General features: G+C 43.1%; 25 protein-coding genes and 1 riboswitch. Of the genes, 12 read left to right on the top strand and 13 right to left on the bottom strand.

Features of this window, described 5'->3' with window-relative positions; translation table 11 throughout:
* Window positions 1-25: 25 nt before the first annotated feature.
* Both J7E52_RS02235 and lpdA read left to right on the top strand, forming a co-directional pair.
* Complete coding sequence (locus J7E52_RS02235) at window positions 26-1,300, top strand: dihydrolipoamide acetyltransferase family protein (RefSeq protein WP_214743489.1); 1,275 nt, start codon at window positions 26-28, stop codon at window positions 1,298-1,300.
* Window positions 1,301-2,725: a dihydrolipoyl dehydrogenase gene (lpdA, locus tag J7E52_RS02240; protein WP_214743490.1), complete on the top strand. Its 1,425-nt coding sequence runs from the start codon at window positions 1,301-1,303 to the stop codon at window positions 2,723-2,725.
* Between the two features lie 75 nt (window positions 2,726-2,800).
* Here lpdA and J7E52_RS02245 read toward each other — a convergent pair whose 3' ends face one another.
* Entirely contained in the window at window positions 2,801-2,971 is a 171-nt protein-coding gene (locus J7E52_RS02245; protein WP_214743491.1) for a hypothetical protein, read from the bottom strand.
* Between the two features lie 129 nt (window positions 2,972-3,100).
* Between J7E52_RS02245 and J7E52_RS02250 the strand changes: the two genes are divergently transcribed.
* Window positions 3,101-4,480, top strand: a complete 1,380-nt coding sequence (locus J7E52_RS02250; protein WP_214743492.1) for an amino acid permease — start codon at window positions 3,101-3,103, stop codon at window positions 4,478-4,480.
* Between the two features lie 90 nt (window positions 4,481-4,570).
* On the opposite strand, the gene hisC is transcribed toward J7E52_RS02250, so the two are convergent.
* Window positions 4,571-5,683, bottom strand: a complete 1,113-nt coding sequence (hisC, locus tag J7E52_RS02255; RefSeq protein ID WP_214743493.1) for a histidinol-phosphate transaminase — start codon at window positions 5,681-5,683, stop codon at window positions 4,571-4,573.
* Between the two features lie 173 nt (window positions 5,684-5,856).
* On the opposite strand from hisC, the gene J7E52_RS02260 reads away from it, so the two are divergent.
* Window positions 5,857-6,324: an Lrp/AsnC family transcriptional regulator gene (locus J7E52_RS02260; protein ID WP_214743494.1), complete on the top strand. Its 468-nt coding sequence runs from the start codon at window positions 5,857-5,859 to the stop codon at window positions 6,322-6,324.
* A gap of 98 nt (window positions 6,325-6,422) precedes the next feature.
* Here J7E52_RS02260 and J7E52_RS02265 read toward each other — a convergent pair whose 3' ends face one another.
* On the bottom strand, window positions 6,423-6,821 hold the full coding sequence (locus tag J7E52_RS02265; protein ID WP_214743495.1) for a carboxymuconolactone decarboxylase family protein: 399 nt from the start codon (window positions 6,819-6,821) through the stop codon (window positions 6,423-6,425).
* A gap of 118 nt (window positions 6,822-6,939) precedes the next feature.
* On the opposite strand from J7E52_RS02265, the gene J7E52_RS02270 reads away from it, so the two are divergent.
* Both J7E52_RS02270 and J7E52_RS02275 read left to right on the top strand, forming a co-directional pair.
* Window positions 6,940-7,368 (top strand): Lrp/AsnC family transcriptional regulator, encoded by a 429-nt coding sequence (locus J7E52_RS02270; protein WP_214743496.1) that lies wholly within the window; start codon window positions 6,940-6,942, stop codon window positions 7,366-7,368.
* Window positions 7,369-7,515: 147 nt separating this feature from the next.
* Window positions 7,516-8,448 carry a catalase family peroxidase gene (locus J7E52_RS02275; protein ID WP_214743497.1) on the top strand — a complete coding sequence of 311 codons (933 nt, stop codon included), beginning with the start codon at window positions 7,516-7,518 and terminating at the stop codon, window positions 8,446-8,448.
* Between the two features lie 192 nt (window positions 8,449-8,640).
* Here J7E52_RS02275 and J7E52_RS02280 read toward each other — a convergent pair whose 3' ends face one another.
* Window positions 8,641-10,311, bottom strand: coding sequence for an ABC1 kinase family protein (locus J7E52_RS02280; protein WP_214743498.1), 1,671 nt, complete (start codon window positions 10,309-10,311; stop codon window positions 8,641-8,643).
* Window positions 10,312-10,325: 14 nt separating this feature from the next.
* Window positions 10,326-10,628 (bottom strand): phasin family protein, encoded by a 303-nt coding sequence (locus J7E52_RS02285; RefSeq protein WP_214743499.1) that lies wholly within the window; start codon window positions 10,626-10,628, stop codon window positions 10,326-10,328.
* 219 nt (window positions 10,629-10,847) lie between these two features.
* Between J7E52_RS02285 and J7E52_RS02290 the strand changes: the two genes are divergently transcribed.
* Window positions 10,848-11,597, top strand: a complete 750-nt coding sequence (locus J7E52_RS02290; RefSeq protein ID WP_214743500.1) for a glucose 1-dehydrogenase — start codon at window positions 10,848-10,850, stop codon at window positions 11,595-11,597.
* Window positions 11,598-11,599: 2 nt separating this feature from the next.
* On the opposite strand, the gene J7E52_RS02295 is transcribed toward J7E52_RS02290, so the two are convergent.
* Together J7E52_RS02295 and J7E52_RS02300 are read right to left on the bottom strand one after the other, a co-directional pair.
* Window positions 11,600-11,830, bottom strand: a complete 231-nt coding sequence (locus J7E52_RS02295) for a hypothetical protein (RefSeq protein ID WP_214743501.1) — start codon at window positions 11,828-11,830, stop codon at window positions 11,600-11,602.
* A gap of 64 nt (window positions 11,831-11,894) precedes the next feature.
* The gene (locus tag J7E52_RS02300; RefSeq protein WP_214743502.1) at window positions 11,895-12,686 is read right to left on the bottom strand and encodes a TIGR00266 family protein; all 792 of its coding nucleotides are present in this window, start codon (window positions 12,684-12,686) and stop codon (window positions 11,895-11,897) included.
* Between the two features lie 190 nt (window positions 12,687-12,876).
* Here J7E52_RS02300 and glpK point away from each other — a divergent pair, with 190 nt between their 5' ends.
* Both glpK and J7E52_RS02310 read left to right on the top strand, forming a co-directional pair.
* A complete protein-coding gene (gene glpK / locus J7E52_RS02305) occupies window positions 12,877-14,367 on the top strand; it encodes a glycerol kinase GlpK (RefSeq protein ID WP_214743503.1) in 1,491 nt (496 codons plus the stop codon).
* Between the two features lie 69 nt (window positions 14,368-14,436).
* Window positions 14,437-14,904 carry a CBS domain-containing protein gene (locus J7E52_RS02310; RefSeq protein WP_214743504.1) on the top strand — a complete coding sequence of 156 codons (468 nt, stop codon included), beginning with the start codon at window positions 14,437-14,439 and terminating at the stop codon, window positions 14,902-14,904.
* 53 nt (window positions 14,905-14,957) lie between these two features.
* Here J7E52_RS02310 and J7E52_RS02315 read toward each other — a convergent pair whose 3' ends face one another.
* From J7E52_RS02315 to J7E52_RS02330, 4 genes are all read right to left on the bottom strand, one after another.
* On the bottom strand, window positions 14,958-17,069 hold the full coding sequence (locus J7E52_RS02315) for a penicillin-binding transpeptidase domain-containing protein (RefSeq protein WP_214743582.1): 2,112 nt from the start codon (window positions 17,067-17,069) through the stop codon (window positions 14,958-14,960).
* Window positions 17,070-17,432: 363 nt separating this feature from the next.
* Window positions 17,433-17,786 (bottom strand): hypothetical protein, encoded by a 354-nt coding sequence (locus J7E52_RS02320; RefSeq protein ID WP_214743505.1) that lies wholly within the window; start codon window positions 17,784-17,786, stop codon window positions 17,433-17,435.
* A 74-nt stretch (window positions 17,787-17,860) separates the two neighbouring features.
* Complete coding sequence (locus J7E52_RS02325) at window positions 17,861-18,979, bottom strand: DUF2515 family protein (protein ID WP_214743506.1); 1,119 nt, start codon at window positions 18,977-18,979, stop codon at window positions 17,861-17,863.
* Between the two features lie 84 nt (window positions 18,980-19,063).
* The gene (locus J7E52_RS02330) at window positions 19,064-19,237 is read right to left on the bottom strand and encodes a hypothetical protein (RefSeq protein WP_214743507.1); all 174 of its coding nucleotides are present in this window, start codon (window positions 19,235-19,237) and stop codon (window positions 19,064-19,066) included.
* Window positions 19,238-19,745: 508 nt separating this feature from the next.
* On the opposite strand from J7E52_RS02330, the gene J7E52_RS02335 reads away from it, so the two are divergent.
* From J7E52_RS02335 to J7E52_RS02345, 3 genes are all read left to right on the top strand, one after another.
* Window positions 19,746-21,497, top strand: a complete 1,752-nt coding sequence (locus J7E52_RS02335; RefSeq protein ID WP_214743583.1) for an ABC transporter ATP-binding protein — start codon at window positions 19,746-19,748, stop codon at window positions 21,495-21,497.
* The gene (locus J7E52_RS02340) at window positions 21,494-23,512 is read left to right on the top strand and encodes an ABC transporter ATP-binding protein (protein WP_214743508.1); all 2,019 of its coding nucleotides are present in this window, start codon (window positions 21,494-21,496) and stop codon (window positions 23,510-23,512) included. Before J7E52_RS02335 ends, J7E52_RS02340 begins: the two co-directional genes overlap by 4 nt.
* Window positions 23,513-23,647: 135 nt before the next feature.
* The gene (locus J7E52_RS02345) at window positions 23,648-23,896 is read left to right on the top strand and encodes a type B 50S ribosomal protein L31 (protein WP_134782924.1); all 249 of its coding nucleotides are present in this window, start codon (window positions 23,648-23,650) and stop codon (window positions 23,894-23,896) included.
* Between the two features lie 84 nt (window positions 23,897-23,980).
* Here the strand turns inward: J7E52_RS02345 and metC are convergent, their stop codons facing one another.
* Window positions 23,981-25,162, bottom strand: a complete 1,182-nt coding sequence (gene metC, locus J7E52_RS02350; protein ID WP_214743509.1) for a cystathionine beta-lyase — start codon at window positions 25,160-25,162, stop codon at window positions 23,981-23,983.
* Window positions 25,159-26,271 carry a methionine biosynthesis PLP-dependent protein gene (locus J7E52_RS02355; RefSeq protein ID WP_214743510.1) on the bottom strand — a complete coding sequence of 371 codons (1,113 nt, stop codon included), beginning with the start codon at window positions 26,269-26,271 and terminating at the stop codon, window positions 25,159-25,161. Before J7E52_RS02355 ends, metC begins: the two co-directional genes overlap by 4 nt.
* An 86-nt stretch (window positions 26,272-26,357) precedes the next feature.
* Window positions 26,358-26,471, bottom strand: a riboswitch (SAM riboswitch).
* Window positions 26,472-26,761 lie beyond the last annotated feature (290 nt).

Below are 26,761 nucleotides of genomic sequence, written 5' to 3' on the forward strand. Positions count from 1 at the left end.
TTTTAAGGGAGAAGGAGGATGACGCATGATGGAATTTAAACTTCCTGATGTAGGGGAAGGGATGCATGAAGGGGAAATTATCCAATGGCTCATCAAAGAAGGGGATGCGGTAAAACAGGATCAACCGATTGTTGAGGTGCAAACGGATAAAGTCAATGCGGAATTGACTGCTCCCGCACCGGGAGTGGTCAAGAAAATATTTTTTTCCGAAGGGGATATCGTGGAAGTGGGAACCACAATATTCACAATTCAGGAAGAGAACGATATTTCAGTTCCGGATGCAGGCATTATTGAAGAAGAAAACCAAGTCGTGCAATCTGACGATGTAAAAGTGAATCCAGAGCATATTACGACTAAACAGCATCATGAGGCAGTGCGTGCGTTGGCAACGCCATTCGTGCGTCAAATGGCGAGGGAAATGAAGGTTGATATCGAGAAGGTTAAAGGCACGGGTCCGGCTGGGCGAATTACCGAAAGTGACGTGAAGCAGTTTAAAGAAAATAACTCGATTATACGTGAAAATGCCAAACACGATAATGACAAGATTGTTCAAGATACGATGAAGGATGCCATCCAGGCAAAAGGAGTGGGAAATGAGCGGGAAGAGCGGATTCCGCTTAAAGGCATTCGTAAAAAAATCGCTGAACATATGGTAAAGTCGGTTTCGACCATTCCTCATGTAACCCATGTAGATGAATTGGAAATGGACCGATTGAAGGAATTTAAAAATCAATTAAAGGAGTACTCCGATGATAAGGATATTAAATTGACCTTTTTGCCATTTTTCGTTAAAGCCATTGTCATCGCCTTAAAGGAGTTCAAAACATTAAACGCTTCAATTGATGAAGGAACCAATGAAATCATCCTGAAAAATTATTATCATATTGGGATTGCAACGAATACAAAAGAGGGTCTCATTGTTCCAGTCATAAAACATGCCGATCAAAAAACCATTTTCCAACTGGCTGATGAAATCAGGCAATTGGCGGCACAAGCCCGTGAAGGAAAGTTGAGCATAGATCAAATCACAGGCAGTACATTTACCATAAGCAATGTTGGACCGATCGGAGGGATGCACGCGACCCCGATCATTAACTATCCGGAAGCGGCCATATTAGCTTTGCATAAAATGGAACATCGTATGGTCGTTCGCGATTTGGAAGGTGTTATCCGTTTAATGATGAATATGTCTCTTTCTTTCGATCATCGTTTGATTGACGGGGTAACAGCGGTGCAGTTTACCAATAGAATCAAGGAATTACTGGAAAATCCAATTCGTTTAGTTGTGGAGATGAGATAAATGGTAGTTGGGGAAGTTGCTGTAGAGACGGATGTTGTCATCATGGGAGGAGGTCCGGGGGGATATGCTGCGGCTATCCGTCTCGGCCAGTTAGGAAAATCGGTCGTGCTTGTTGAAAAGGATAAGCTGGGCGGGGTTTGCCTTAATCGGGGCTGTATACCTTCAAAGGCATTGATTCACGCAGCTGATCAATACCAAAGGCTTAACGATTTAGGGAAAATGGGAATCCGGCTGTCTCAGGAAAGAACCACTATGGACTTGGGAGTTTGGCAGGATTGGAAAGCGGGCATCACATCTCAGTTGGGGCAAGGTATTGCCCATTTGTGTAAGGAAAATGGAGTGACGGTGGTTAAAGGTCAAGCAACCTTTTTATCTGATGACCGCATTGGAGTCGAAACCGATGGCGATTTTGAAACCTATAAGTTTGAACAGGCAATTATTGCGACGGGGTCCAGGCCTTTCATTCCATCCTTCATTAAAGTCGATGGAGAATATATATTGGATTCGACCTCATCTTTGCAGCTGCAGGAAGTTCCATCAAGCTTGTCGATCATTGGCGGTGGATATATCGGAATCGAATTGGGTATGGCATTTGCAAAGCTAGGTACTAAAGTGTCCATCATTGAAATGGCCAATCGCATACTCCCCCAAGTTGCTGAAAACCTGGTAAAGGAAGTCATCCGGAATGCCAAGAAGCTTGGGATGAATATCAAAACATCCTCAAGGGTAGAAAAGGCGACTGTATTGGATGGCCATGTACATCTTCATGTGTCCTCGAAAGAACAGGGGACGGAAGTGGTCGTGAGCGAAAAGACCCTGGTTACAATTGGCAGGATGCCTAACACTGAAGAAATCGGCCTGAATCGGGCTGGAGTGACGGTTGGTGAAAAAGGCCATATAGCAGTTGATATGGAATGCCGTACAAATGTGCCGCACATCTTTGCCATCGGTGACACTACACCTGGTCCAGCTCTTGCCCATCGAGCCTCCAAACAGGGAATCGTGGCAGCTGAAGTGATAGGGGGGTTGCCAAGTGCCGTTGACTCACCTTATGTTCCCTATGTAATCTTCTCGGAACCACAAATAGCTGGTGTTGGTTTAAGCCGTGAAGAAGCTGAACAACAGGGATACAGCGTCAAGAGCGGCAAATTTCCGTTCAGTGCCAACGGAAGAGCGCTTGCAACGAATGAAACGGAAGGATTTGCTGAAGTGATCGTGGATGCTAATAGCCACATATTGCTCGGAATGCATATGGTAGGTGCCGATGCTTCCAACCTTATAGGTGAAGGGGTCCTTGCCCTTGAGCTGGCGGCTCGGGTCGAGGATATAGCCCTCAGCATGCATCCTCATCCAACTTTGACCGAGGGGTGGATGGAAGCGGCTGAGGCAGTTTTGGGACATGCGATTCACATCGTAAATAAATAGGAAAAAGTAAAGTCATGGGGATTGCCAATGTAGTCCCCGATTAGAGTGTTTTATTTTAATGGAGTCAGAAACCTGTCATTGGTCCCCGAAAGGCAAGGCTATCAGCAGCAAATTCACTCCATTTCGAAAATCTGGCCCGGCGTTTGACCAAACAGGAGCCGTATTAGCCTGCGATGATTCCTCTTGTAAAACTAACGGCATATTGATATCATTTTTACTTTGGGGAAGTATGAGAAAAGTTTTCAAGAAGGCTTTGCATCCTTCCACTCCTAAACCATAACGGTTGATGAGATAACTTATCCATTCGCCATTCAACGATTGAAATGGTTTTGATTTTTTATATGTGAAAATTATGGAATGAAGGAGGCAGTTGTAATGGATTCAAATGGCGGGTCACTGCAAAAGAAATTATTGCCGCGACATATTAGCATGATGGCAATGGGAGGGGCAATAGGTACTGGGATTTTTAAAGGAAGTGCCGAAACCATATCGTTAGCAGGGCCAGGAGTCATATTCACTTATATTTTTGCAGGATTATTATTGCTTGTAGTCATGGGTGCTATAGCAGAAATGGCAATTGTCTATCCAAATACGAATATGAAAGGTTTCGTTCAGAAGGCATTCGGTAAGCGCTTTTCCTTCATCGTAGGCTGGATGTATTGTTTCATGTGGCTGTCCGTATGTGTCATTGAGGTAGTGGTGGCAGGAAGCTTCTTGCAGTATTGGCTCCCAGCAATCCCGCTATGGATATTAAGTTTAGGGTGTACGGCTTTCATCATTGGGATTAACATGATGAATGTCAAAAATTATGGTGAATTTGAATTTTGGTTTGCTGGCATTAAAATTACCATGATCATCGTATTCATCATATTGGGAGTCTGTATTTTATTTGGAGTCATCCCAAGCGGCGGATCTAATTATCTGCAAAACTTCACAGGGCATGGAGGATTTTTCCCAAATGGGTGGATGTCCATCTTTTCGGCATTACTGATCGTCATGTTCTCGTATGGCGGTTCCGAGTTAATAGGGGTGACGGTAACGGAAGCAAAGGATGCGGAACGCATTTTACCGAAGGTCATTAAAAACTATATTTGGAGAGTCGTATTATTTTTCACCTTACCAATACTTGTAATCTGCGGTTTGATTCCGTGGAACGAAATTAGCGACCAGGCAAGTCCGTTTGTACAAGTTTTGTCAATGTCAGGTTTTCAGGGGTCTGCACATATCATGAATTTCATTTTGATTACGGCCGTCTTATCTGCTGCTAACTCTGGAATATATGGGTGTACTCGGATGCTGCATTCTTTAGCTGCAGAAGGGGAAGCTCCCAAGTCGTTCTCTTATGTATCAAAAAATGGCGTTCCCTTGTATAGTTTGATATTAAGTGCATTTGTATTGGTCGTCGGCTCCATGATTACTTTCGTTGCACAGGACAAGGCATTTACTTTATTAATGGCGTTTCCGGGTTTTGTAGTATCACTTGTATGGATCAGCATCTGTTTAGCGCAGCTAAAACTTCGCAATTCATATCCCAAAGCTCCGAGTTTTAAATTGTGGGGCTTTCCATATGTAACCTTGTTTGCCGTAATCACCTTAAGCATCATTTGTGTCACGTTCGTGTTCAGTGAACAGAATCGGATCAGTATCATTGCTTGCCTGATTGTATTGGCTGCATTAATCTCGATTTCGATTTTTAAATTTAAAAGTGTGGATGAACAGGAAACACCTATTATAGAAAAGGATATTGCTAAATAAATCCACGTAAAAGATACGGCATGGGCAAAGGCGTCCATGTCGTATCTTTCATTAATAATCATCGATATACTGTAACTTCATTTCAATCGGTCATGAACCAGATGTTTTATTGATTATATGTTGCAAGGATGCTATGAATCTCTCGTTTTCAAGCGGAGTGCCGATGGTCACGCGGATAGTATTATCATAGCCTAGCAAATGACCGGAACGGATGATGACACCTTGAATTAATAATTTCTCAAAAATATCCCTGCCAGGCTGGTTCAGTTTGACCATCAAGAAGTTGGCATGTGAAGGGAAGAATGTTAAACCCATCTTGCTTAGTTCGTTTTCTAAATATCTTCTTCCTTCCCCATTCTTACGAACACAATTCTCAACAAATGGATGGTCATCGAGGGAAGCGAATGCCGCAGCCTGTGCTAAACGATTGGTATTGAAGGGTTCCTTCACTTTAACTAGCTCTTGGATGATGGAAGCATCCATTAAACCGTATCCAATCCTTAATGCAGCAAGGCCATAAATCTTTGAAAAAGTGCGTAAGATAACCAGATTTGAATGCATATTTAGAAGTGGCAAGGTCTTTAAATATTCTGCATCATCGACATATTCATAGTATGCTTCATCAACGATCAGTAAAATATGTTTCGGCACCTTCTCGATAAAAGAGCGCAACTTTTCTTTTTGAACGATTGTTCCTGTTGGATTATTGGGATTACAGATAAATATCATTCTTGTTTTTTCCGTTATGGCCTCATACATGCCCTGCAGGTCATGTACACCATTAATAAGTGGTATCTTTACAGGTGTCCCGCCGTCAATCAATACATTCGTTTCATACCGTGGAAATGTCACATCAGCCATGATGACTTCATCATTTTGTTGGATATAGGTTCTTGTTAACAAACGTATCACTTCATCAGATCCATTGCCCAATATGATATGATCTTTATTGATATTCAATTTCCTTGCCAGCTTTTCAGCTAATGACGGGGCCATACCTTCAGGATAAAAGGAGGTTTGCTCCATTTCGGTAAGCATGGCTTCTTTTGCTAGAGTTGAGCAACCGAATGGATTCTCATTGGATGCCAATTTAACGATCGTTTCAAGACCGAGCTCACGTTGCACTTCTTCAATTGGCTTGCCGGAAACATATGGGCTAATGCTTTCGATGTTTTGCCGAACCGGGATTTTCGTAAAGGTCAATGCAGGTTCCTCCCTTTGGTAAATTCTGAATTTTCTTTTTCTATTTGATTATTTTAATGATAGAATATTAACTGGTAAAATTACATACAAAAATGAATGTGTTTTTCGCTATCCATACAACATTTTAAAGAAATATAAGCTTATATTCCTTCATTATGAAAGGCGGTTGCTTCATGGATGAAATAGATGTCAGTTTACTGGAACTTTTACAAAGAGATGGACGCATTACGATTAGTGAACTATCGAAGAAATTGGCGCTCAGTCGACCTAGCATCTCTGAACGTATGTATCGCCTGCAAGAAAAGGGGATCATTGAGGGGTTCAGTGCAAGGGTTTCACCTCTGGCAATAGGAAGGGGTGTACTTGTGTTCATCCAGGTGAGTGAACTTAAGGTTCCTGTTTCCGATTTTGAGCAATTGGTGAAAAATGATTTAGACATTATCGAGTGCCATCGTGTAACAGGAACGGTTGGATATTTTTTGAAAGCGGCTTTAGCTGATATGGACAGCATGAGATTACTGATAGATCGATTAATACCCTATGGACATCTGAATACATCCGTGGTTTTGACATCCCCGGTACCTTCCCGTGCCATTCTTCCAAGGATTAATGAAATGGAGGATCATGGGGCGAAATCCTAGGTGATAATTCAGCGGAAATGGATTCGGTGACCGGTCAAACTAGAAAGTAGGTTTTTTACAGAAAGGAACGAGGCGCGGCGCCTGTTCCTTTTTTGGTGTTATTGTAAATCCATCAATGCCCCGAAATATTGCTGGGCGGTTGTAAAACAAATGAATGCCAATAGTTCAGAAATCTCTTCATCACTGAATGCCTCCTTCAACACGTGGAAAAACTTTTCCTCTGTTTTTTCACGTTGCAAGAGGAATACTTCCGCAAAGGCGATTGCATAGCTTTCTTTCATATCTTCCGGCTTTAATGGAATTCCTTTTGCCTGACAGTATGAGCAGCCATTACCGTAGGCCAGCACCCTTCTGACGTTTTCCTTTAACTTTTTCGAAAGTTTCCCATCTGCAGATATGCAATCTGAGAGGTCCGACCATTTATTCGAAATCTCTTCAGAATGAAATAATCTTTGAAATGGACTGGATCCCTGCGATGATTTTTTTATTCTTGTCATATACATCTCCCCTTTGAGATAATCTTAATATAAAAAACCAGGAATATTAATTCCGTTTGTAAAGCTTTCCGGATGAATAATGAATAAATGTAAAGAAAAGAAGGGGAATAATAATAAAATGAAAATAGATGAAAAAGACCGGAGCATCCTTGCTGAATTAACGCTGAATAGCCGAATATCCATGAGGGAATTGGCAAAGAAAGTAAACCTCTCAGCCCCCACCGTTGCCGAGAGGGTACGGCAAATGGAGTCGTTCGGCATCATTAAAGGGTATGTTGCCGAGATTGATCAAAAAAAAATCGGCTTTCCGATTGAGTGCATCGTGGAAGCAACGATAAAAAATGGCGAATATGAGAAATTCAAAAAGTATATTTCCAAGGAGCCGAATGTCGACTTTTGTTATCGAATTGCCGGGCAGGCTTGCTTTATGCTGAAAATCCACAGTGAAAGCCTTGAAGAAGTGGAGGAATTCATCAATCGGACCATTCCTTTTGCGGCAACCGTTACCCATGTGATCCTTTCACAGGTGGAGCGGGAACTGGAATGAGTATGTGTGCAGCGCCTGGATACTTCCAGGTGTTTTTTTTGTGATCAATGCTTTCTGTGATTCAAGAAAGAATAAGCTGATGGAATAAGGGGTACATGTAATAACGATGAACATGGATTCTAATCAGAAAAGATGGGGTGAGGTATCATGGAGGGAACGAACGACTATAAACCTGAACTAGCCAGAGAAGCAGTTAATGTGATTGAAAATGTAGCTGGAAAACATCCTGGTTATCGGCGTGCACATGCAAGGGGGTATGTTTATGAGGGGGTTTTTACCCCAAACGGGAAAGCGTCCCCATTAACGGTGGCTTCGCATCTTCAGGGTGAAGCCGTGCCGGCGATCATTCGGTTTTCAAATAGCTCGCCGATTCCAAGCCATCCTGATGCCATTTCCCCTGTAAAGGGCATGGCCGTCAAGTTTCAATTGCCGAATGGAGAGGTGTCAGATCTTATTACTGTGACCATTCCGTTATTCTTCGCGAAAACACCGGAAGCGTTTGTAGATATTGCTGGTTTTTTCAAATCTGCCAAAGAAGGTTTCCCCAATCTGAAAGAGCTTGCAAAAATCCTGTGGAAATACCCTGAAAGCAGGGCAAGCCTGCAAATGCTTAAAGAAATGCGTTCTCCAGCCAGTTTTTCAACATGTCAATATTACTCCATTCATGCATTCTATTTCATTAATGCGGAAGGAAGGCGGCAGGCCATCAAGTACGAGTGGGTACCTGATGCCGGCCTTAGTATGCTAGATAAAAAGGATTTGGCCAAGCATTCGCCAGAGTATCTGAATGAAGAAATGGAAGAGAGGCTCAAGCGAGGTCCGGTGGGCTTTAAATTGAACATACAAATAGGAGGGGAAGATGACCCGACTGACGATCCAACCACAGCTTGGTCGGAAGATAAACAGGTAATCACGATTGGGCATTTAATGATCACCAAAAAATCGGATGTGCTTAAAGATACTTTAATGTTTGATCCAACCAATATTCCTGAAGGAATCGAGTGCTCGGAAGACCGAATCTTGCATTTTCGCCATAGCGCGTATGCCGTTTCATATGAACGTCGGATAAATAACCAATGAATGATCAAAAAAAGGGAACCCCTGGGGTTCCCTTCAGACTGTCAAGCCAAAAAGGATTATAGTAAAAGGAAAAGTCTTGTTTTAATTTCATGGTTCGGGATCGTCAAAAGGGTTTCTATCTAAATATTAAAACAAAGTTGATTGGAACGGATTCGAGACTCCTGCGGAAAGGAAATCAAAGTTTCGTGAAGTTTACATTTTTCCGGACCTGAAAATGGTGTAGAGCATAAGTAAGAACATCAGGGTTGCAACGACAAATCCAATCTCGATAACCGGTATTTTCCATAGGATCAAGGTTTCCCCACCTATTGCAGAGCCGATAATGAGACCAACCATTATTATGCTGAATGCTAGCAGGATAATACTGAACGACAGCCGGTTCGAGATTTGATCAAGCTTATGTAAAAAAACTTGAAGTTCGGGAATGTTGATATCGAGCCGCAATTTCCCTTTTTTAATGATACCTGTCACTTCCTTGATATCCTTGGGAAGTTCGGCAATGGCTTCAGCAGACTCAATGAATTGATTCCATGCGTTTTTCGCAATGTTTTTTGGGTTGTAGCGTTCCTTAAAAAGCCTTTCACCAAAAGGTTCAGCTGCCTTCATGATGCTGAAATTCGGATCTAACCCTTCGACAATGGCCTCCATCGTAAGCAGAGCCTTGCCGAGCATCGTGAATTCGGGAGGGATTTGGACTTGATGCCGATTGGCAACCGTGAACAGGTCATTGACTGCTCCGCCTAAGCTGATTTGGCTCAATGGGATATCATAATATTTATTTCGCAGTTCATCAATATCCCCCCTTAATGGGGCCATATCGATTTCATCCGTCAGGAGGCCCATATCTGAAAGCGTCTTGATCAATCCATTGGTGCTTCCGCGTTTCAGATTGATGACAAGCGAGGCGAACTGATACTTCGTTTCTTCCTCCAGACGTCCCACCATTCCGAAATCCATGAGTGCGACGACATTTCCTGGCAAAATGATGATATTGCCAGGGTGGGGATCGCCGTGGTAAAAGCCATCGATCAATATTTGCTGAAGCATGGAGTTAGCTAATCTTTCCGCGATCTTCCGGCGATCATAACCTTCATCATCAAGCCGTTTATAATGATTGATCTTAATTCCTTGAATGAAATCCATCGTCAGGACCCTTTTTGTGGAAAACTCCCAATGGATCCTTGGTACCTTAAACCCTTGATCATCGATGAATTGCTTGGCAATTCTTTCCCCGTTTCGACCCTCGTAGTTATAATCGAGTTCTGCGCGGAGTGATTTAGCGAATTCATCAATCATTTTTCTGATTTGATAGCGTCTTGCCCAAGATATGCGAGCTTCCATAAGCCTTGCCAAATCATCGAGAATTTCCAAATCCGTTTCCACTGTCGGCAGAATATCGGGCCGCTGCACTTTGATTGCTACGACTTCCTGTGACGGAAGCCGTGCCGTATGGACCTGTCCAATCGAAGCGGTTGCCAGAGGGGTTTCATTAAATTCAAGAAAAATGTTTTCCAAAGAATCACCCAATTCGGCTTCGACAATTTTGCGAACCCTATCAAATGGAAAGGGGGTCACCTGGTCCTGCAGCTTTTCAAGTTCGCGGACGATCTCGTCAGGAACGAAATCACGCCTCGTACTTGCAATCTGACCAAGTTTAATGAATGTAGGTCCCAAGCTTTGTAATATCGTATGCAGCCGCTCTCCGATTGAGCGGAGGTTCAGGTTTTCATCGGGTTGGAGTTTCGATTCCGCTTTGCTCTCGGATAATCCCAGGCGATAGATGAAGTAACCGAAACCATTTTTCAAGAAGGCATTAATGATTTCTTGGTAACGATGTGCGTGTTTCAGTCGCTTGCGAAACATTCAAGTACCTCCTGTCACGATTGTAAGTCTTGGTTCTGTTTCTCCAAAATTACGATACGGCGCTCCAATTCCTGAACTTCCTCTTTAGTTGCCAAGTTTAAGCCATTGAGCGCTTGATTGACTTTGGCCTTGACGGAATCATCCAGCTGCTTTTGGGCTTGTTCCCCTTTTTCGACCCATTGCTTAATAAGGACCCTGGAGTCTTCTTTGCTGATATCGCCTTTTTTGACAAGAGAGTCCACTGCTTTTTCAATTTGCTCTTTTGTAGCAGCGGCAGCACCTAATCCTAAAGAAAACACATTTTTTAATAAGTCCATTTTTACATTCCTCCAATATAAATTTTTACACTGTAAGAAAGATAATGACGGATGCCTTTCACCGTGGTTCATTCTTGTTGTTACTATCTATCATACATTACTTTAGGGCAGCTAGAAAAATATAAGGGTCCTGCTGATTATTGATGATAGGAAATTGTTTGAAGTGAAGCGAATTGGATATTATGATAGGGACAAATCTGTGAAAGTGAGGATGAAATAATGGGTTTCAAAAATAAAACGGTGATTGTAACAGGCGCTTCGAATGGTATAGGGAGAGGCGTGGCAAAGGGATATGCAGAAAGCGGCGCTTCAGTCGTTCTCGCAGATTTGGACGAGCGGGAAGGTCTTCTGTATGTGGAAGAGCTCAAAAGTAACGGTCATGAAGCCATGTTCGTCAAAACGGATGTACGCAAGGAAGCTGACATTCAACATTTGATGGATGTAACTCTAAAAACATATAAGACCATTGATATATTAATCAATAATGCAGGTAAGGCATTATTCAAATCGCTTTATGATCTGACGATTGAGGAATGGGACGATATGACGAATACGAATTTGCGCAGTGTTTTCCTTTGTTCACGGGCCGTGGCAGAAGCGATGCGGAAAAATGAAAAGGGAGGTGCAATCATCAATTTAGCATCAACCAGAGCGAAGATGTCTGAGCCGGATTCGGAATCATATGCAGCGACAAAAGGAGGGATCAAAGCACTGACACATGCACTTGCCGCTTCTTTAGGCAAAGAGAATATTACGGTCAATTCGATTTCTCCGGGGTGGATTGAAACGGGAGATTATGAATCGCTGAGGGATAAAGATCACCAGCAGCATTTTTCCAATCGGGTTGGCAAACCGGAAGATATTGCAAGGGCCTGTCTTTATTTGACGGCAACGGAAAATGATTTCGTTACGGGTGCGGATCTTATCATCGATGGAGGCATGACAAGAAAAATGATGTACGAGGAGTGACCTCATTTTTTTCGATAAAGATATTGCAGTTCAGTCCCGAGCTCACGGTTGAGCAGCTGTTCCATTTCTTCAAGCTCTTTTATGCCGATAGGGGGATCGGCAGCTGTCCAGTGAATGGTATAAACAAAATAGTAATCTCTTATTTTTCGGAAAATAACAGGCGAATTCGGGAATTGATCAAAAATTGCCCTGATATTATAGCCTCTCATGTAGGACCACTTAACAAGCTGCATGTAGCTACCCATCCTTTTCAAAAGAGATCAATGACTGCCATGATGGCAGCCATTGGTCCGGTTCTTATTTATCGTTGAATAAATTGAATAAGCCTCTAGCCACGCTGCCTTCCTCGGATGATCCTCCATTTTGCGGCGCTGCAGCAAATACACGGCTGGCAAGCCGGCTGAATGGCAAAGATTGCACCCAGACGGTTCCGGGTCCTTTTAATGTTGCAAAGAATAAACCTTCGCCTCCGAATAAAGCGGTTTTCACGCCTTTTACAGTTTCAATATTATAATCTACCCCGCTAGTCATTGCCACTAAACATCCTGTATCGACGCGTAAGATTTCTCCTGCTGCCAATTCCTTTCTATGGATCGTGCCGCCGGCATGAACGAAGGTCATTCCATCTCCTTCAAGTTTTTGCATGATGAAGCCTTCACCGCCAAAGAAGCCTGCCCCTATTTTTCTTTGAAACTCAATTCCGACCGAAACTCCTTTTGCTGCCGCCAGGAAAGCGTCTTTTTGACAAATGATTTTCCCTCCTAGCTCGCTTAAATCCATCGGAATGATTTTACCTGGATAAGGCGAGGCGAATGAAACGTGTTTTTTATCTCGTCCTTCATTTGTAAACGCCGTCATGAAAAGACTCTCACCAGTAAGGAGCCGTTTCCCGGCACCGAATAGCTTACCCATCATTCCGCTGTCACCATTCGAAGACCCATCGCCAAAGATGGTTTCCATCTTGATTTGATCTTCCATCATCATTAAACTTCCAGCTTCGGCAATCACCGTTTCTTGAGGATCCAATTCCACTTCAACAAACTGCATGTCATCTCCATATAATTTAAAATCTATTTCATGGTTATTCATTTTCCATTCCTCCTATCAATCTTATTTTCATTGTAAAAGATAAACTCTTAACCTGCCAATATTTTTCAATTTTCCGCCGTAATTTATATATTTTTTGTTTTCACGGGTATATCTAGTAAAATGTAGGAAGAAAAACAGCATGACACTTAAGCTGAAATGAACCTTTTCTTAAGTGTAGGAGGAGACAGCCATGGAGACTTACATATTATCATTGGACCAGGGAACGACAAGTTCCCGGGCCATTTTATTTAATAAAAGCGGGGAAGTTTTGCATATTGCCCAAAAGGAATTTACCCAATATTTTCTAAATCCTGGATGGGTGGAGCATAACGCCAATGAAATTTGGGGTTCCATCCTATCGGTAATCGCTTCCTGTCTATCGGAAATGAATGTAAAGCCTGAACAGATCGCTGGAATTGGCATAACGAATCAACGGGAGACGACCGTTGTATGGGATAAGGAAACAGGTCAGCCGATCCATCATGCCATCGTCTGGCAATCCCGGCAGACAAGCGAAATTTGCACGCAATTGAAGGATGGGGGTCTCGATGACTTATTTTTACAGAAAACCGGTTTGTTGATTGATGCTTATTTTTCCGGTACAAAGGTGAAATGGATTCTCGACCATGTAGATGGGGCACGGGAAAAGGCTGAAAACGGAGACTTATTGTTTGGTACGATCGATACGTGGCTGATATGGAAACTTTCGGGTGGTAAAGCACATGTAACCGATTATTCGAATGCTTCAAGGACGCTGATGTATAACATTCATGACCTGAAGTGGGACGAAGAGCTGCTGGAAATCCTGCAAGTGCCGCAATCGATGCTCCCGGATGTTCGTTCTTCATCGGAGATATACGGGAATACAGCGCCACATCATTTCTTTGGACACGAAATCCCGATTGCCGGAGCAGCGGGAGATCAACAGGCCGCTTTGTTCGGCCAAGAATGCTTTGAAAAAGGAATGGCTAAGAATACGTATGGCACCGGATGCTTTATGCTGATGAATACAGGAGAAAAGGCAGTGAAATCAGAGCATGGCCTTTTGACCACGATTGCATGGGGGCTGAATGGAAAAGTCGAATATGCCTTGGAAGGCAGTATTTTTGTCGCAGGTTCGGCCATACAATGGTTAAGGGATGGGCTGAAACTCTTACATGATCCGAAGGACAGTGAAAAGTATGCTTTGCGGGTCACTTCAGCCGATGGTGTTTATGTAGTTCCCGCATTTGTTGGATTAGGTACCCCTTATTGGGATAGTGATGTCAGGGGAGCTGTATTCGGACTGACAAGGGGGACATCGAAGGAGCATTTCGTCCGGGCAACATTGGAAGCGTTGGCCTACCAGACAAAAGATGTCCTTAAGGCCATGGAAGTCGATTCAGGGATTAACCTAAAGGCATTGAGGGTCGATGGCGGCGTTGTCAAAAACAACTTCTTGATGGAATTTCAAAGCGGCCTCTTGAATGTACCAGTCGAAAGACCGGTTATTAGTGAAACGACAGCGTTAGGCGCAGCGTATTTGGCTGGGCTCGCTGTCGGATATTGGAAAGATCAGGAAGAGATTTCAAAGCTGTGGGCAGTCGATAAGAAATTCGAACCCGGGATGGAGGAACAGGAACGGAAGGATTTATATAATGGCTGGAAAAAGGCAGTTAAGGCGGCTAGGGTTTTTAAATAGAGTAAGTAAGGGTATCAATACAGGAGAGATGAATAACAGAACGTATAAACCTAAAAAAGGGGTGGTAATATGTTAGTTAAGGATTTCATGATAAGGGAAGTCTACGTAGCCCGTCCTGATTTTACATTAAAGGAAATTCTGCGGATCTTAATCGAAAATAAAGTGGGCGGGGTCCCCGTTGTGGATGAACATGATAAGTTATTGGGAATGGTGACGGACGGGGATATCCTTCGTTATTTGACCCCTGCTGAGGAAGCCATCATGGGATATTTCACCTACATTACGGTTCTTCCCGGTGAAGAATTGGATGAAAAGGTTACATCCAAAATGAATGATAAAGTCTCACAAATCATTAAAAATAAAAAGATTACAAAGCTATCCCCCGAGGACCCGTTAGATGAATTGATAAAGGTACTTTCCAAGCATCATTTCAAGAAAATCCCCGTCGTGGACAAAAATGATAAAGTTGTCGGCATCATCAGCAGGGGAGATGCACTTAGGGTCCTTTATAAGGAATTCGTTCAAAAGCTGGAATAAATGTTTACAAAAAAAGGCCTGCTCGTAATCGAGCAGGCCTTTTTTTGTAAACATCATTGAGTGCTTTCTACTGCCTTATCTGCATCAGATTCACCTTTTGCTCTTTTTTCCTTCAATTTAAAGTAGGCGTCCATTACATCCCGCCCGATCCGTTTGTTAATATCATCAGAAGGCTGGCCTTGATACACCCAAGGGACGACGACAGAGAATGCCACTTCCGGATTATTGTGAGGTGCATAACCTACAAGCGTCAGATTGATAGTTGGGACCGGTGCGCTATATTGATCTCTCCGCGGTCCGTCGTAAAAGGCCTCGGCAGTACCCGTTTTTGCTGCCGCACGGTAGGATTTCCCGCCGAAATATTTATATGCCGTCCCGCCTGGCTCCTGGGCAACCTGTCTGAATCCTTCCTGGACACGCTGGATCCAAACGTCTTTCCCGCCTAAATCGTTTAACACTTTGGGGCTCATTGTTTTAAAGACGCTGCCCAATTCATTATGTTCGTTGGATGGATTCCTGATTTCCTTGACCATATGTGGCTCAAGCCTTTTTCCGCCATTTGCAATCGTCGAAACATACTGTGCCAATTGCATTGGGGTATATGTATCAAACTGCCCGATCGATAAATCCAGCAGCAATCCATCTGTCGAATCGACGCCTTTAAATCCGACTGATTCGTTAGGCAGGTCGATGCCGGTACGGACACCCAATCCGAATTGGGCAAAATGATTCCGCATGATCGCATAGGCTTCTCGATTAATTCCTAGCGGCTGATTTGGAACATAATGCCCGCCGCCAATTTTGATTGCCGTCATGAACATATAGACATTCGACGATTTCTTTAACGCGGTGACATCCGTTACATACCCTAAAGGGCTATAAGATTTTTTCTTAATGTTCCCTCCTAAATAAAGTGTTTGGTCGTAAACAGCCGATCCCGGGGAAATGGCTCCAGTCTGAAAGCCCGTGTAGACCGTAGCCCCTTTAACAGATGACCCCATCGTATAGGAGGTCGTAATGTTTCCAAGGGCAAAATCGTTCATTTCGGTCAATCCGGTCTTACTGTTACGGCCGTATTGCCTGCCGGCCATCGTAAGCACCTCGCCTGTATTCGGGTCCATTAAAACGACGAAGGCACGATCCAATAAGTAGGTATTTCCTTTGGCCTTGGATCTGCGTAATTCGCTCTCGATGATTTTTTCAACCTGCTGCTGCAGCTCCATATCAATTGTAAGGATCAAGTCTTTTCCGCTTTGCCCTTCAGTGAGGGTATTCGTTTTGATGACTTCCCCTTTGCTCAGCACATTTTCAATCCGCGTCTTTTGGCCGCGGAGGACATCTTCATATTGTTTTTCGATATAACTTTTTCCGACCCGATCATTCCTGGTATAGTCGCGTGCCAGATAATAGTCGATATTTTCACTGGGGATGCCTTCTTCGGAAGAAGAGACCTTGCCAAGAACCGAGCGGAGGGTTTCGTCGTACTTATAGGTCCTTTCCCAATCCGTCGTTACATCAACGCCTGGCATTTCATCCAAATGTTCACTGACCCTGGCGAATTCCTCAGTGGTGACATCTTTATTCTTCACGATCGACGGTGCGAGGGCATAGCCACTATTGAATTCCCGGAAGATGGCGATCACTTCCAATTCATCCTTGCTGAATTCCTTGATATTCTCATCGGTTACCCGTTCCATTTGAAGCTTGTATAAATCTTTTTGCTCCAGTTTCTTTTCGACTACTTTCTTCTTCTCGGCCTTGGTGATCAAGGCATCGGCTTCTTTCGGATGTTTTAAAATCCAAAAATCCTTTTTATCCGGCAGGGTCACCTTTTTGATATCCTTTTCTATCAAGGTAGCAAGGACCTCTGCCGTCTTCACCATATCGGCCGTTTTCGTATTCGGGTATTTCGTATAAGTGATGGCATTACGCGGCTCATTATCAACGACCGGATTAAAGTTGCGGTCATACATCTTGCCACGGGGAACGGGGGTATTGGCCACATCGTTTTCCGTTCGGTCGACTTCACGGAGGTAATCATCCCCATATACGATTTGGACGATCCCAAGCCGGATTATTAAGCTTGAAAATAAAATGAATATTAAAAAGAACATAAAGTTCAGTCGGAAAGGAATTGGGGTTTTTTTCTTTTTTTCTTTGGCCATCATTAACATTCCTTTCTAGTAATAGTAAAAAATAAGAAAATTCCTATCTCCAATGATATATAAAATTAACTTATTTTTCTATGCTTTATCCGTAAATTTATCTATATTTCCAAAAGATTGTTTTGTAGTTATATAATTCCTAGTAATCTCATAATTGGGAAAATTGATATAAATATAAAGGCCAATGAGTTCGAAGGGGTTTTAATAGATAAGGAGAGGGTGAAGCCCCGCAGCGACAATCATGAGGAGAGATGCATATATGAGTCGCTACTGTGACCAAAGTGCTTGGAATTTGTAAATGAATGAAAAATGACTTTAAACCCTTAGAATCCATTCACAATGACTTAAGTACCATGATAAGCATTAATTTGCTTCATATTTCCTAACGGGAGTTTGAGTCGCGACACTGATGATCTCATTGAAATATCCGCATAGCTCAAGCCATTTTTCAGGGTATATATAGATGAAACGCTCGATCGTTTCTAGAGAGTGAAGCACAAGGCAATCGATTTGCCCCATTTTTTTATTTTGTAAATTGAATAGAAGCTCATGCGGGATGGTGTAATAAGGGTGGAGTTGATACGGATTCAGTATGACCGGGGAAATATTCTTCTCTTCTATATACTTGTCCGTCACAATCTTTTGGATTGCAAAGCTTTCATCCGTATGTAAATCCCCGATTTTGTAATTTGGATTCAATAGTACAATGCCTCTCATTTGATTCACCCATTCTTTTTGCTAACCATTCTTGCCAAATGGGGGATGGGATATTCAAAGTAAGAGGCTTCATGCTAGAAAATGGCTTTCATTCCGTTAAGGGTTTTGAGCTGCTTGACATTTTCGAGCACCTCGTTGGTCAGGTCCGCCTTTTTAATGATCGGTAAGCTTCGTAAATCTTCTATGAAGCTTTCATTCGTGAACCAATCAAAGGAATGGGGAGGAAAGAATAGTTGATCTTCCCATGCATCATGAAGAGTGGGGCTGTAGACTTTATCATCTTTTGAGGTGGATGCATCGGAGGTATATATGCTTCCCCAGTAATCCTCTCTGGAACCCGTGTGGTGAATCTCTTTTGTAAATTGGCCAACACCGCGGAAAACCGCCGGATGCTGAAAAAGAAGCTGATATAAAAATTTCCCCGTTTCAATACGCTGTTTCGGGTCGGCAAAGCGTTCGACGGTAAGGCCTGTCAAGGAATGAAGTCCTTTTTGCTTGTTTGCATAAGGAAAGATCACTTTCATGAAGCCTAAGTATTCCTGAAGCTGAAAATCAAGCCTGCGGAGGATTTCACCATGACGGGTGCGTTTTAATATCCTTTCCTGAAGCATTCTTTGTTCATTGATGATAAGGGCCGTTGTCAAAAGGGGTGAATGGGGCTCTTCGATGAAAGATTCCCAAATCGGGGCCATGAATCTTGAAATGCGGAATACTGGTAAATACCTTCTTAGCGGAAGTTCTTTTTGTTTAGAATGTTCATATAAAAGAAGCTGGGGGAAGGCATCTGCAAATATCGCTGAATTGGCGCGCTCAAGGAACAGGAAAAATTTCTGCCGTTCCTCTCTGTCAAGGAGATGGGTCATGGTTGAACTTTTCAAGTCAGTCATATGGTATCCTCCATTCCTCGAAACCATATGTGCTAAAAAAGCCCAATGTACTTCTGGATTACGATTGTAAAAGGCAAGATATGCTTGTGTTCTTGTGATATTGTTCCGGTTCAAGGCAGCCGTCTCGGTTCGAATGGTTTTTATAAGAGCGGTTTCTTCAGGAAAAAAAGCTTTTGACTCATCAAAAGGCTGAAAGAGCTCTTTTTGTAAACGGGATTTTAGCGTGTCATATCTTTCAGCATCGATGATGGGTTTTGTTTTGGCAGGGTGTTTGCCCATCAGCTTCTGTAAATATTGGGAGAGCATACAATCACCACGAATGTTTTTCGATCATTATATGCAGAGCCGTCAAGAAAGGGGCGTTGCATTTGCAACGCCCCCAAGGTGATGTCATCGGTTATTTTTCTTCTTCTTTTCCCGGTACAATAAAATATAATAAACTATCCAGAAAAGAAACACAGGAATGAAGGATAAAAATCTATATTGGATCGGTACGGCAAATAAGATGAAAATGGCTGATAATAAAAAGGGTACCGCCAGGAGTATATATTTTCTCCATTGCATATGCTGAACCTCCTTAGGTTACGTCATTCTTATAAGAATAAAGGATTATCCATCAATAATCTAGAAAAGTCGCAATTGACAAAGATATGCAAACGTAGTAATCTTTAAGCATAAGTTAAATATTACCATTAATTAATGAAAATGGAGGCGAACGTCATGACTAAATCAGTTAAGCACAGTGATGTCATAATCGAATATCATACGTCCGCCTGCCCTGAGACCTTGTCTTTCTAGACAAGAGATCCGACGTGTTCATTGATCATTTTAAAGCGCAGGTTGTGGAATTTTCGCGGCCTGCGCTTTTATATGTGTATTACGCATCTAAAAAAGCTTCCGCTAATTGGCGGGGGCTTTTTGGCATTTGGGATACAGGTGCATTAGCATCCTTTCCATATAAAAGATAGGAGGAATGTTAAATGAGACAAAAGACATTGGATATCTTATTGCAGCCGGGAGATCCGGAAAGCGGTTAGCGAGTGAAAGGTTTGACCAAAAGGGAGGGGAATTCATGTTTGCGATTTTTAAAAAGCTGTCCTGGTTCTTTAAAGAACAGTGGCAGCGTTACACCTTGGCGATTTTATTTCTATGTCTAGTGAATATCTTGGAGGTCATCCCGCCAAAACTTGTCGGGAATGCCATCGATGATATGAACAATGGCAGCATGACACAGGAAGGGGTCATGAAATACTTTATTTATTTGCTCATGGTACTGATCGGCAGTTACCTATTTGGTTACTTATGGAGTTATTTGTTATTCGGCGGCGGAAACTTGGTCGAACGAAAACTAAGGTCCGGATTTATGGGCCATTTGCTGAAAATGACGCCGAGCTTTTATGAAAAAAACCGTACAGGGGATTTAATGGCAAGGGCAACCAATGATTTAAAGGCAATATCCCTCACAGCTGGTTTCGGGATATTGACCCTCGTTGACGCGGTGCTATTCACCATTACTGTAGTAGTCATGATGGGAGCCACGATCAGCTGGCAGTTGACGATTGCGGCAGTGCTACCGCTTCCGATCATGGCAGTGATGATGCAAATCTATGTAAAGAAAATTTACAAACGTTTTACGGATGCACAAGCAGCCTTTGGCACTTTAAATGACAAGGTCCTGGAATCCATTTCAGGTGTCCGTGTTATCCGCGCCTATGTCCAGGAACGGGAAGATGAAAAGCGGTTTGAGGAAATGACCGAGGATGTATATCGCAAAAATCTAGCCGTGGCAAGAATCGACGCCCTTTTTGATCCGACGATCAGCATTATCATCGGCATCAGTTATTTAATCGGGCTGGGCTATGGGGCTTATCTCGTGTTTCAACAGGCCATAACGCTTGGCGGACTTGTTTCGTTCAATGTGTACCTAGGCATGTTAATCTGGCCGATGATCGCGGTGGGTGAACTGATCAATGTCATGCAAAGGGGAAATGCTTCGCTAGACCGTGTTCAGGATACCCTTTCATATGAAGCGGATGTGAAGAATTCATTGGGGCTGGAGAGTATTACGAATCCGGGAAATATCCAATTCAATTCAGTGTATTTTACATACCCTTCCTCAACGGTTGTGAATCTATCCAATATTTCCGTTCAGCTTGAACGCGGTCAAACATTGGGGATAGTGGGGAAAACAGGTAGTGGAAAAACGACATTCGTGAAGCAATTGCTGCGGCAATATCCTTTAGGAACAGGTGAAATCGCTTTTGCAGGCATGCCGCTGGAGCAACTGAACCTTGAAGATATCCGTAAATGGATCGGCTACGTTCCACAGGACCATTTTTTATTCTCGAGGTCTGTTAGGGAAAATATCTTATTCGGTAAAATGGATGCAACGGAAGATGAACTGGCTGAAGCTATCCGGCTTGCGGATTTTGAGAAGGACTTAATGATGCTGCCAAACCGTCTTGAGACACTCGTCGGTGAGAAGGGTGTCGCTTTATCTGGAGGGCAAAAGCAGCGGATCTCGATTGCCAGGGCACTGATCAAAAATCCGGAAATCCTTATATTGGATGATTCCTTATCCGCTGTAGATGCAAATACGGAAACGACGATCATCGAAAATATCCAAAATGAACGGGCAGGGAAAACGACGATCATCACAACCCATCGCTTATCAGCCGTTCAGCACGCGGACAGGATTATCGTGTTGGACAGCGGAGAGATCATCGAAGAGGGGACTCATGCGGATTTACTGCTGAATGATGGCTGGTATAGGGAGCAATATGAAAGACAGCAGGTTGACGAAGGGACGGAGGTGAAGGCATGAAGGTCGTAAAGAAACTTTTTAATTATGCTGCCCTTTATAAAAAATTGATCATTGGCGCCCTAATCATGCTGGCACTTTCGGTAGCGGCCGATTTAACGGGTCCTTTCGTTGCCAAGAAAATCATCGATTCACATATACTTGGCATCGAATCTTCCTGGTATGAAACGGGTAAAGGAAAAGATGCTGTTAAGTATGGTGGAAATTGGTATAAACGGGCCGATTACTTTTCGAAAGGTGAGAAGAAAGGCAGGGAAGTCCATGTTTTGCAGGTTGGCAATCAATTTGTCTTCGTAAATGAAGATGTCCCTATCGATGGGCGCAGAACTTTGGAAGACCAAACATTGATCATCAAGAAAGACGGGAAAGAGCAACGTGCGCAAGCAGTGAAATTGACGAGTCAGGAAGTGATGCGGTTTTACCAACCGGAAATCCCGCGGATCATTAAGCTTGTGGCTTTTTATTTTAGTCTCGTCATCCTTTCCTCCATTTTTCAATATGGGCAGAGTTTTTATTTACAGAAATCGGCGAACCGAATCATACAGAAGATGCGAAATGATATATTTACGCATATTTCCCGTCTGCCGATACGTTATTTCGATAACATGCCAGCGGGTAAAGTTGTAGCCAGGGTCACTAATGATACGGAAGCGATCCGGGAATTATATGTAACTGTGCTCGCCAACTTTTTCTCGAGTACAATTAATATCTTCGGCGTTCTAATTGCTTTGTATATTCTGGATCCATATGTTGGAGCCATTGGCACTTTACTTATTCCAATCATCGCTATCTGGACGATGGTATACCGTAAATTCGCCTCGAAATATAATCACATCATTCGGGAACGGGTCAGCGATATTAACGGGATGATCAATGAATCCATTTCTGGAATGAGCATCATTCAGGCATTTGGACGTGAAAAGGAGACGAAGCAATCCTTTGAAAACCTGAACCGTGAGCATTATTCCTATCAAAATAAAATGCTACATTTGAATTCGTTGACGGGCGGAAACCTGATTGGCGTCATTAAGGTTTTGGCGCTAATGGCATTCGTCTGGTATTTCGGCGGGATTTCCCTTACAGCGAGTTCAGCCATTTCTTTAGGGATGATGTATGCAATTGTTGATTTGATCAGCCGCCTGCTTCATCCGCTTCATGGAATCGTCAATCAGTTCGCAAAACTTGAACAGGCACTTGTTGCAGGGGAGCGGGCATTCAGTTTATTGGATGAGCAGGGATTGGCAGTCAGTGATGAAAGCATATCCAGGTACAAAGGAAACGTGCAATTCGAAAATGTTTCTTTTGGTTATAAGGATAATGAATATGTGTTAAGGGACATCTCCTTCTCCGCCAAACAAGGGGAAACGGTCGCTTTGGTTGGCCATACCGGGTCAGGAAAAAGTTCCATAATGAATTTATTGTTCCGCTTTTATGACAGCAGTGAAGGGCAAATTAAAATCGATGGCACGAATATATTGGATATCCCTCATCAGACGCTTCGGGAGCATATGGGAATCGTCCTTCAGGATCCCTATTTATTTACTGGCACCATCGCCTCCAATATCAGTCTGAATCATAAAGGCATCACAAGGGAAATGGTTGAAAAATCATTAAGAGATGTCGGGGGGGACAAAGTGCTGAAGCATCTTCCTTTAGGGCTGGACGAACCCGTGATCGAAAAAGGGGGAACGCTGTCTTCCGGGCAGCGGCAGCTAATCTCTTTTGCCCGTGCTCTTGCATTCAATCCGGCCATATTGATTTTGGATGAAGCGACAGCAAGCATCGACACCGAAACCGAGGCGATTATCCAGGAGGGAATGGAAGTGCTGAAAAAAGGGAGAACGACCTTCATCATTGCACATAGACTTTCCACGATAAAAAATGCCGACCAAATTCTTGTACTTGATAAAGGGCGGATTGCAGAGCTTGGTACACATGAGGAATTAATGGAACTAAAAGGGAAGTATTATCAAATGTATGAACTACAGGCTGGTCCGCATAAAGGCATGGCTGGCTGAACACAATTGAATAAGGGTGGAAAATCAAGATAAACTATAATGAGGGTGCCGTTTTTGGTACCTTCAAGCATAATGATTGATAATAGTAATCATTACGTTTAACATATACCTATACTGACTTATGAGGTGATAATAGTGAAACAAGAAATTCATCCCGATTATCAACAAGTGGTATTCATGGATACCAACAGTGGGTATAAATTTTTGACAGGCTCCACGAAAACGTCCAATGAAACGATCGTTTGGGAAGACGGCCAAACGTATCCATTATTAAAAGTGGAAATCAGTTCGGATACGCACCCTTTTTATACTGGAAAGCAGAAGTTTGCTGAAAAAGGCGGACGGGTGGATCGCTTCCTGGATAAATATAATATGAAGAAATGAGAGTCAGGCCATCGGGAAATCGATGGCCTTTTTTTATGACTGGGTTGAAAATGTATTAATAATGAGGCACCCTTTTCCCTTGCATCATTTTGCAGCAATTGCTTCCCCTTTTGCAATATTAACGAGGGCCGCATCGAAGTCCTTGATTAAATCGTCCGGATTTTCAAGTCCGACAGAGAGACGAAGTAAGCTGTTCGTGATGCCGCGCTTTTCCCTTTCATCAGCAGGCATGGCAGCATGGGACATTTTGGCCGGGTAGGATAATATAGATTCGACCGCTCCTAGGCTTACGGCAAAAACAGGGAGCTCGACAGTGTTCACGAAGGAACGGAAGATTTCCTCACTTTCCAATTCAAATGATAGGACCGCCCCTGCTCCAAGTGACTGGCCTTTCTGGATGGTGTGCTGTGGATGATCGGCCAGGCCGGGATAATACACTTTTTTCACCAAGGGCTGCTCCTTTAAGTAGGCTGCAATCTTTTCTGCCCCTTTTTGTGAATGTTCCATTCTAACTGACAAGGTTTTCAAACCTCTCATTACAAGCCAGGCATCCTGGACACCAAGTACCGCTCCAAAGGAGTTTTGAAGGGAACCGAGTCTTCCTGCCAATTCCGGATCTTTCACTACCGCAAGCCCAGCTACTACATCACTATGTCCGGATAAAAACTTCGTCGCACTATGAAGGACAACATCAGCGCCCAGATTCAGTGGTTTTTGCAATGCCGGCGTCAAGAATGTATTATCAACAAAACTTAAGGCACCGGCTTTTTTGGCGATATCACATACGGCTTGAATATCGGTCACTTTAAGTAACGGATTTGAAGGCGTTTCGATGTATATGGCCCTGGTATTTGGCTGAACGGCCGCTTTGATGCTTTCAAGGTCCGTCATGTCAACGAAGGTATGCTCAATATTGAAACGAGTCAATACGCTTGTGACCATCCTGAACGTTCCGCCATACACATCTTCGGAAATGACGATATGGTCCCCGGCAGACAATAGCAGGAAGGCTGTTGAAATGGCAGCCATACCTGATGAAAAGGCAAAGCCGTGAGTGCCTTCCTCAAGTTCGGCAATGATATCTTCAAGTGCCTCGCGAGTAGGGTTCCCGCTTCTGCTGTAGTCATATTTGCCGAATTGATCGATATCGGATTGATGGAAAGTCGATGCATGCTGAATGGGGACGCTCACACCGCCCGTTGCCGGATCGAATTTATGTTGATTATGAAGTAATTTCGTTTCAAAGCTAAAATCATGACCTGTCATCGTAGTGCCTCCCTTTTTACATGTGCGAATGCCTGCTGCAAGTCATCAATCAAATCATCGCTGTCCTCTATGCCAACGGAGAAGCGGAGCAGGCGATTACAAACCCCATTTGCCGTTCTGACTTCAAGCGGTATATCGGCATGTGTTTGTGTGGCAGGATAGGTGATGAAGCTTTCAACCCCTCCAAGACTTTCTGCAAAGGAAATTAATGAGAGCGATTGTAAAAATGGGTTGACCGCCGCTTCATCAATGATACGGAAAGAAATCATGCCGCCTCTGCCGGGATACAATACGTCCGTAACACAATCATGCTCAGATAAGTAATCTACAAGTATCTTGGCATTCTTTTCATGACGCTCCATCCGCAATGCCAGGGTTTTCATTCCGCGCATCAACAGCCAAGAATCAAATGGGCTCAAGACAGCTCCAGTACCATTATGATGGAAGGCAAGTGAATCACATAATTCAGCGCCGCTGGCAACGATCAGTCCGGCAAGCACATCATTATGACCACCGAGATACTTGGTTGCACTGTGAATCACAATATCCGCTCCAAGCAGGATGGGTTGTTGAATAAGAGGCGTGTAAAAAGTGTTATCAACGATTAACAATAAATTATTTCGTTTGGCCAATGCGGCAACGGCGCTAATGTCCGTTTGCTGCATAAGAGGGTTAGTGGGAGTTTCGATGAAGATGGCTTTCGTGTGAGGAGTGATGGCTTTTTCGATATCCTCCAAACAACATGTGTTTACATAGTCACACTGCAATCCCCATTTTTTAAAACCTTGTTCTAACAGACGATATGTACCGCCATAAAGGTCTTCGCTGACAATCCATGCATCACCGGATTTAAAAAGGGCGAGTATAGTGGAGATGGCGGCCATTCCTGAACTGCAGGCATAACCTTGGTCGCCTTTTTCCAGATCGGCGATGGATCGCTCCAATAGCTGGCGTGTAGGGTTACCTGTCCTAGTGTAGTCGAATCCCGTCGATTGGCCAATTCCTTCGTGGCGAAAAGCTGTTGAAAAGTATACCGGCGGATTGACTGTTCCTGTCGCCGTTTCACTGCGATTTCCTAATTGAGCCAGATATGTTTCAGTTTTGTACATGTTTTTCACTGCTCCTTTGAGTTATATAAAATAAAAAAAAGTCTTCTTTAAGAAGAAGACTTTGATTAAGTAGGGACGAGTCATTCTTCTTATCTTCCAAGTTCACAAACTTGTGGAATTAGCACCTTTTCATTGGTTTGAAACAAATGAAGGTTGCTGAGGTGTCATCGGGCCATTCCCTCTACCTCTCTCGATAAGAGTTTAGATTATTCAATTTCTTTTGAATTTACTATATATACAAAATGCTGTCAAGAACATTTGGGAGAGATAATGCTTTGATGTTCATGACCAGGTCAATCGGAGCCTAGCGGTGTCAACACTTTACGTGTCTAAAAAAAATATCCGAATTTTCATATAAACATGAAGGAATTCATGGATTTTTCAGAAAAATGGAAAGGGTCAACCGGATATTTTTGCTTTAAAATAATAAAGTTTGTACAATGTATGGAGAGAAAGAATAATACGACATTATTCATTTCATATGCAAAAT

The organism is Bacillus sp. ISL-34, assembly GCF_018613325.1.
Lineage (GTDB): Bacteria > Bacillota > Bacilli > Bacillales > DSM-1321 > Peribacillus.

Coding starts and splice junctions, on each gene's coding strand:
- J7E52_RS02235 (WP_214743489.1), top strand. CDS start 26: ATGATGGAATTTAAACTTCCTGATGTAGGGGAAGGGATGCATGAAGGG.
- lpdA (WP_214743490.1), top strand. CDS start 1,301: ATGGTAGTTGGGGAAGTTGCTGTAGAGACGGATGTTGTCATCATGGGA.
- J7E52_RS02250 (WP_214743492.1), top strand. CDS start 3,101: ATGGATTCAAATGGCGGGTCACTGCAAAAGAAATTATTGCCGCGACAT.
- J7E52_RS02260 (WP_214743494.1), top strand. CDS start 5,857: ATGGATGAAATAGATGTCAGTTTACTGGAACTTTTACAAAGAGATGGA.
- J7E52_RS02265 (WP_214743495.1), bottom strand. CDS start 6,821: ATGACAAGAATAAAAAAATCATCGCAGGGATCCAGTCCATTTCAAAGA.
- J7E52_RS02270 (WP_214743496.1), top strand. CDS start 6,940: ATGAAAATAGATGAAAAAGACCGGAGCATCCTTGCTGAATTAACGCTG.
- J7E52_RS02275 (WP_214743497.1), top strand. CDS start 7,516: ATGGAGGGAACGAACGACTATAAACCTGAACTAGCCAGAGAAGCAGTT.
- J7E52_RS02280 (WP_214743498.1), bottom strand. CDS start 10,311: ATGTTTCGCAAGCGACTGAAACACGCACATCGTTACCAAGAAATCATT.
- J7E52_RS02285 (WP_214743499.1), bottom strand. CDS start 10,628: ATGGACTTATTAAAAAATGTGTTTTCTTTAGGATTAGGTGCTGCCGCT.
- J7E52_RS02290 (WP_214743500.1), top strand. CDS start 10,848: ATGGGTTTCAAAAATAAAACGGTGATTGTAACAGGCGCTTCGAATGGT.
- J7E52_RS02295 (WP_214743501.1), bottom strand. CDS start 11,830: ATGCAGCTTGTTAAGTGGTCCTACATGAGAGGCTATAATATCAGGGCA.
- J7E52_RS02300 (WP_214743502.1), bottom strand. CDS start 12,686: ATGAATAACCATGAAATAGATTTTAAATTATATGGAGATGACATGCAG.
- glpK (WP_214743503.1), top strand. CDS start 12,877: ATGGAGACTTACATATTATCATTGGACCAGGGAACGACAAGTTCCCGG.
- J7E52_RS02310 (WP_214743504.1), top strand. CDS start 14,437: ATGTTAGTTAAGGATTTCATGATAAGGGAAGTCTACGTAGCCCGTCCT.
- J7E52_RS02315 (WP_214743582.1), bottom strand. CDS start 17,069: ATGGCCAAAGAAAAAAAGAAAAAAACCCCAATTCCTTTCCGACTGAAC.
- J7E52_RS02320 (WP_214743505.1), bottom strand. CDS start 17,786: ATGAGAGGCATTGTACTATTGAATCCAAATTACAAAATCGGGGATTTA.
- J7E52_RS02325 (WP_214743506.1), bottom strand. CDS start 18,979: ATGCTCTCCCAATATTTACAGAAGCTGATGGGCAAACACCCTGCCAAA.
- J7E52_RS02330 (WP_214743507.1), bottom strand. CDS start 19,237: ATGCAATGGAGAAAATATATACTCCTGGCGGTACCCTTTTTATTATCA.
- J7E52_RS02335 (WP_214743583.1), top strand. CDS start 19,746: ATGTTTGCGATTTTTAAAAAGCTGTCCTGGTTCTTTAAAGAACAGTGG.
- J7E52_RS02340 (WP_214743508.1), top strand. CDS start 21,494: ATGAAGGTCGTAAAGAAACTTTTTAATTATGCTGCCCTTTATAAAAAA.
- metC (WP_214743509.1), bottom strand. CDS start 25,162: ATGACAGGTCATGATTTTAGCTTTGAAACGAAATTACTTCATAATCAA.
- J7E52_RS02355 (WP_214743510.1), bottom strand. CDS start 26,271: ATGTACAAAACTGAAACATATCTGGCTCAATTAGGAAATCGCAGTGAA.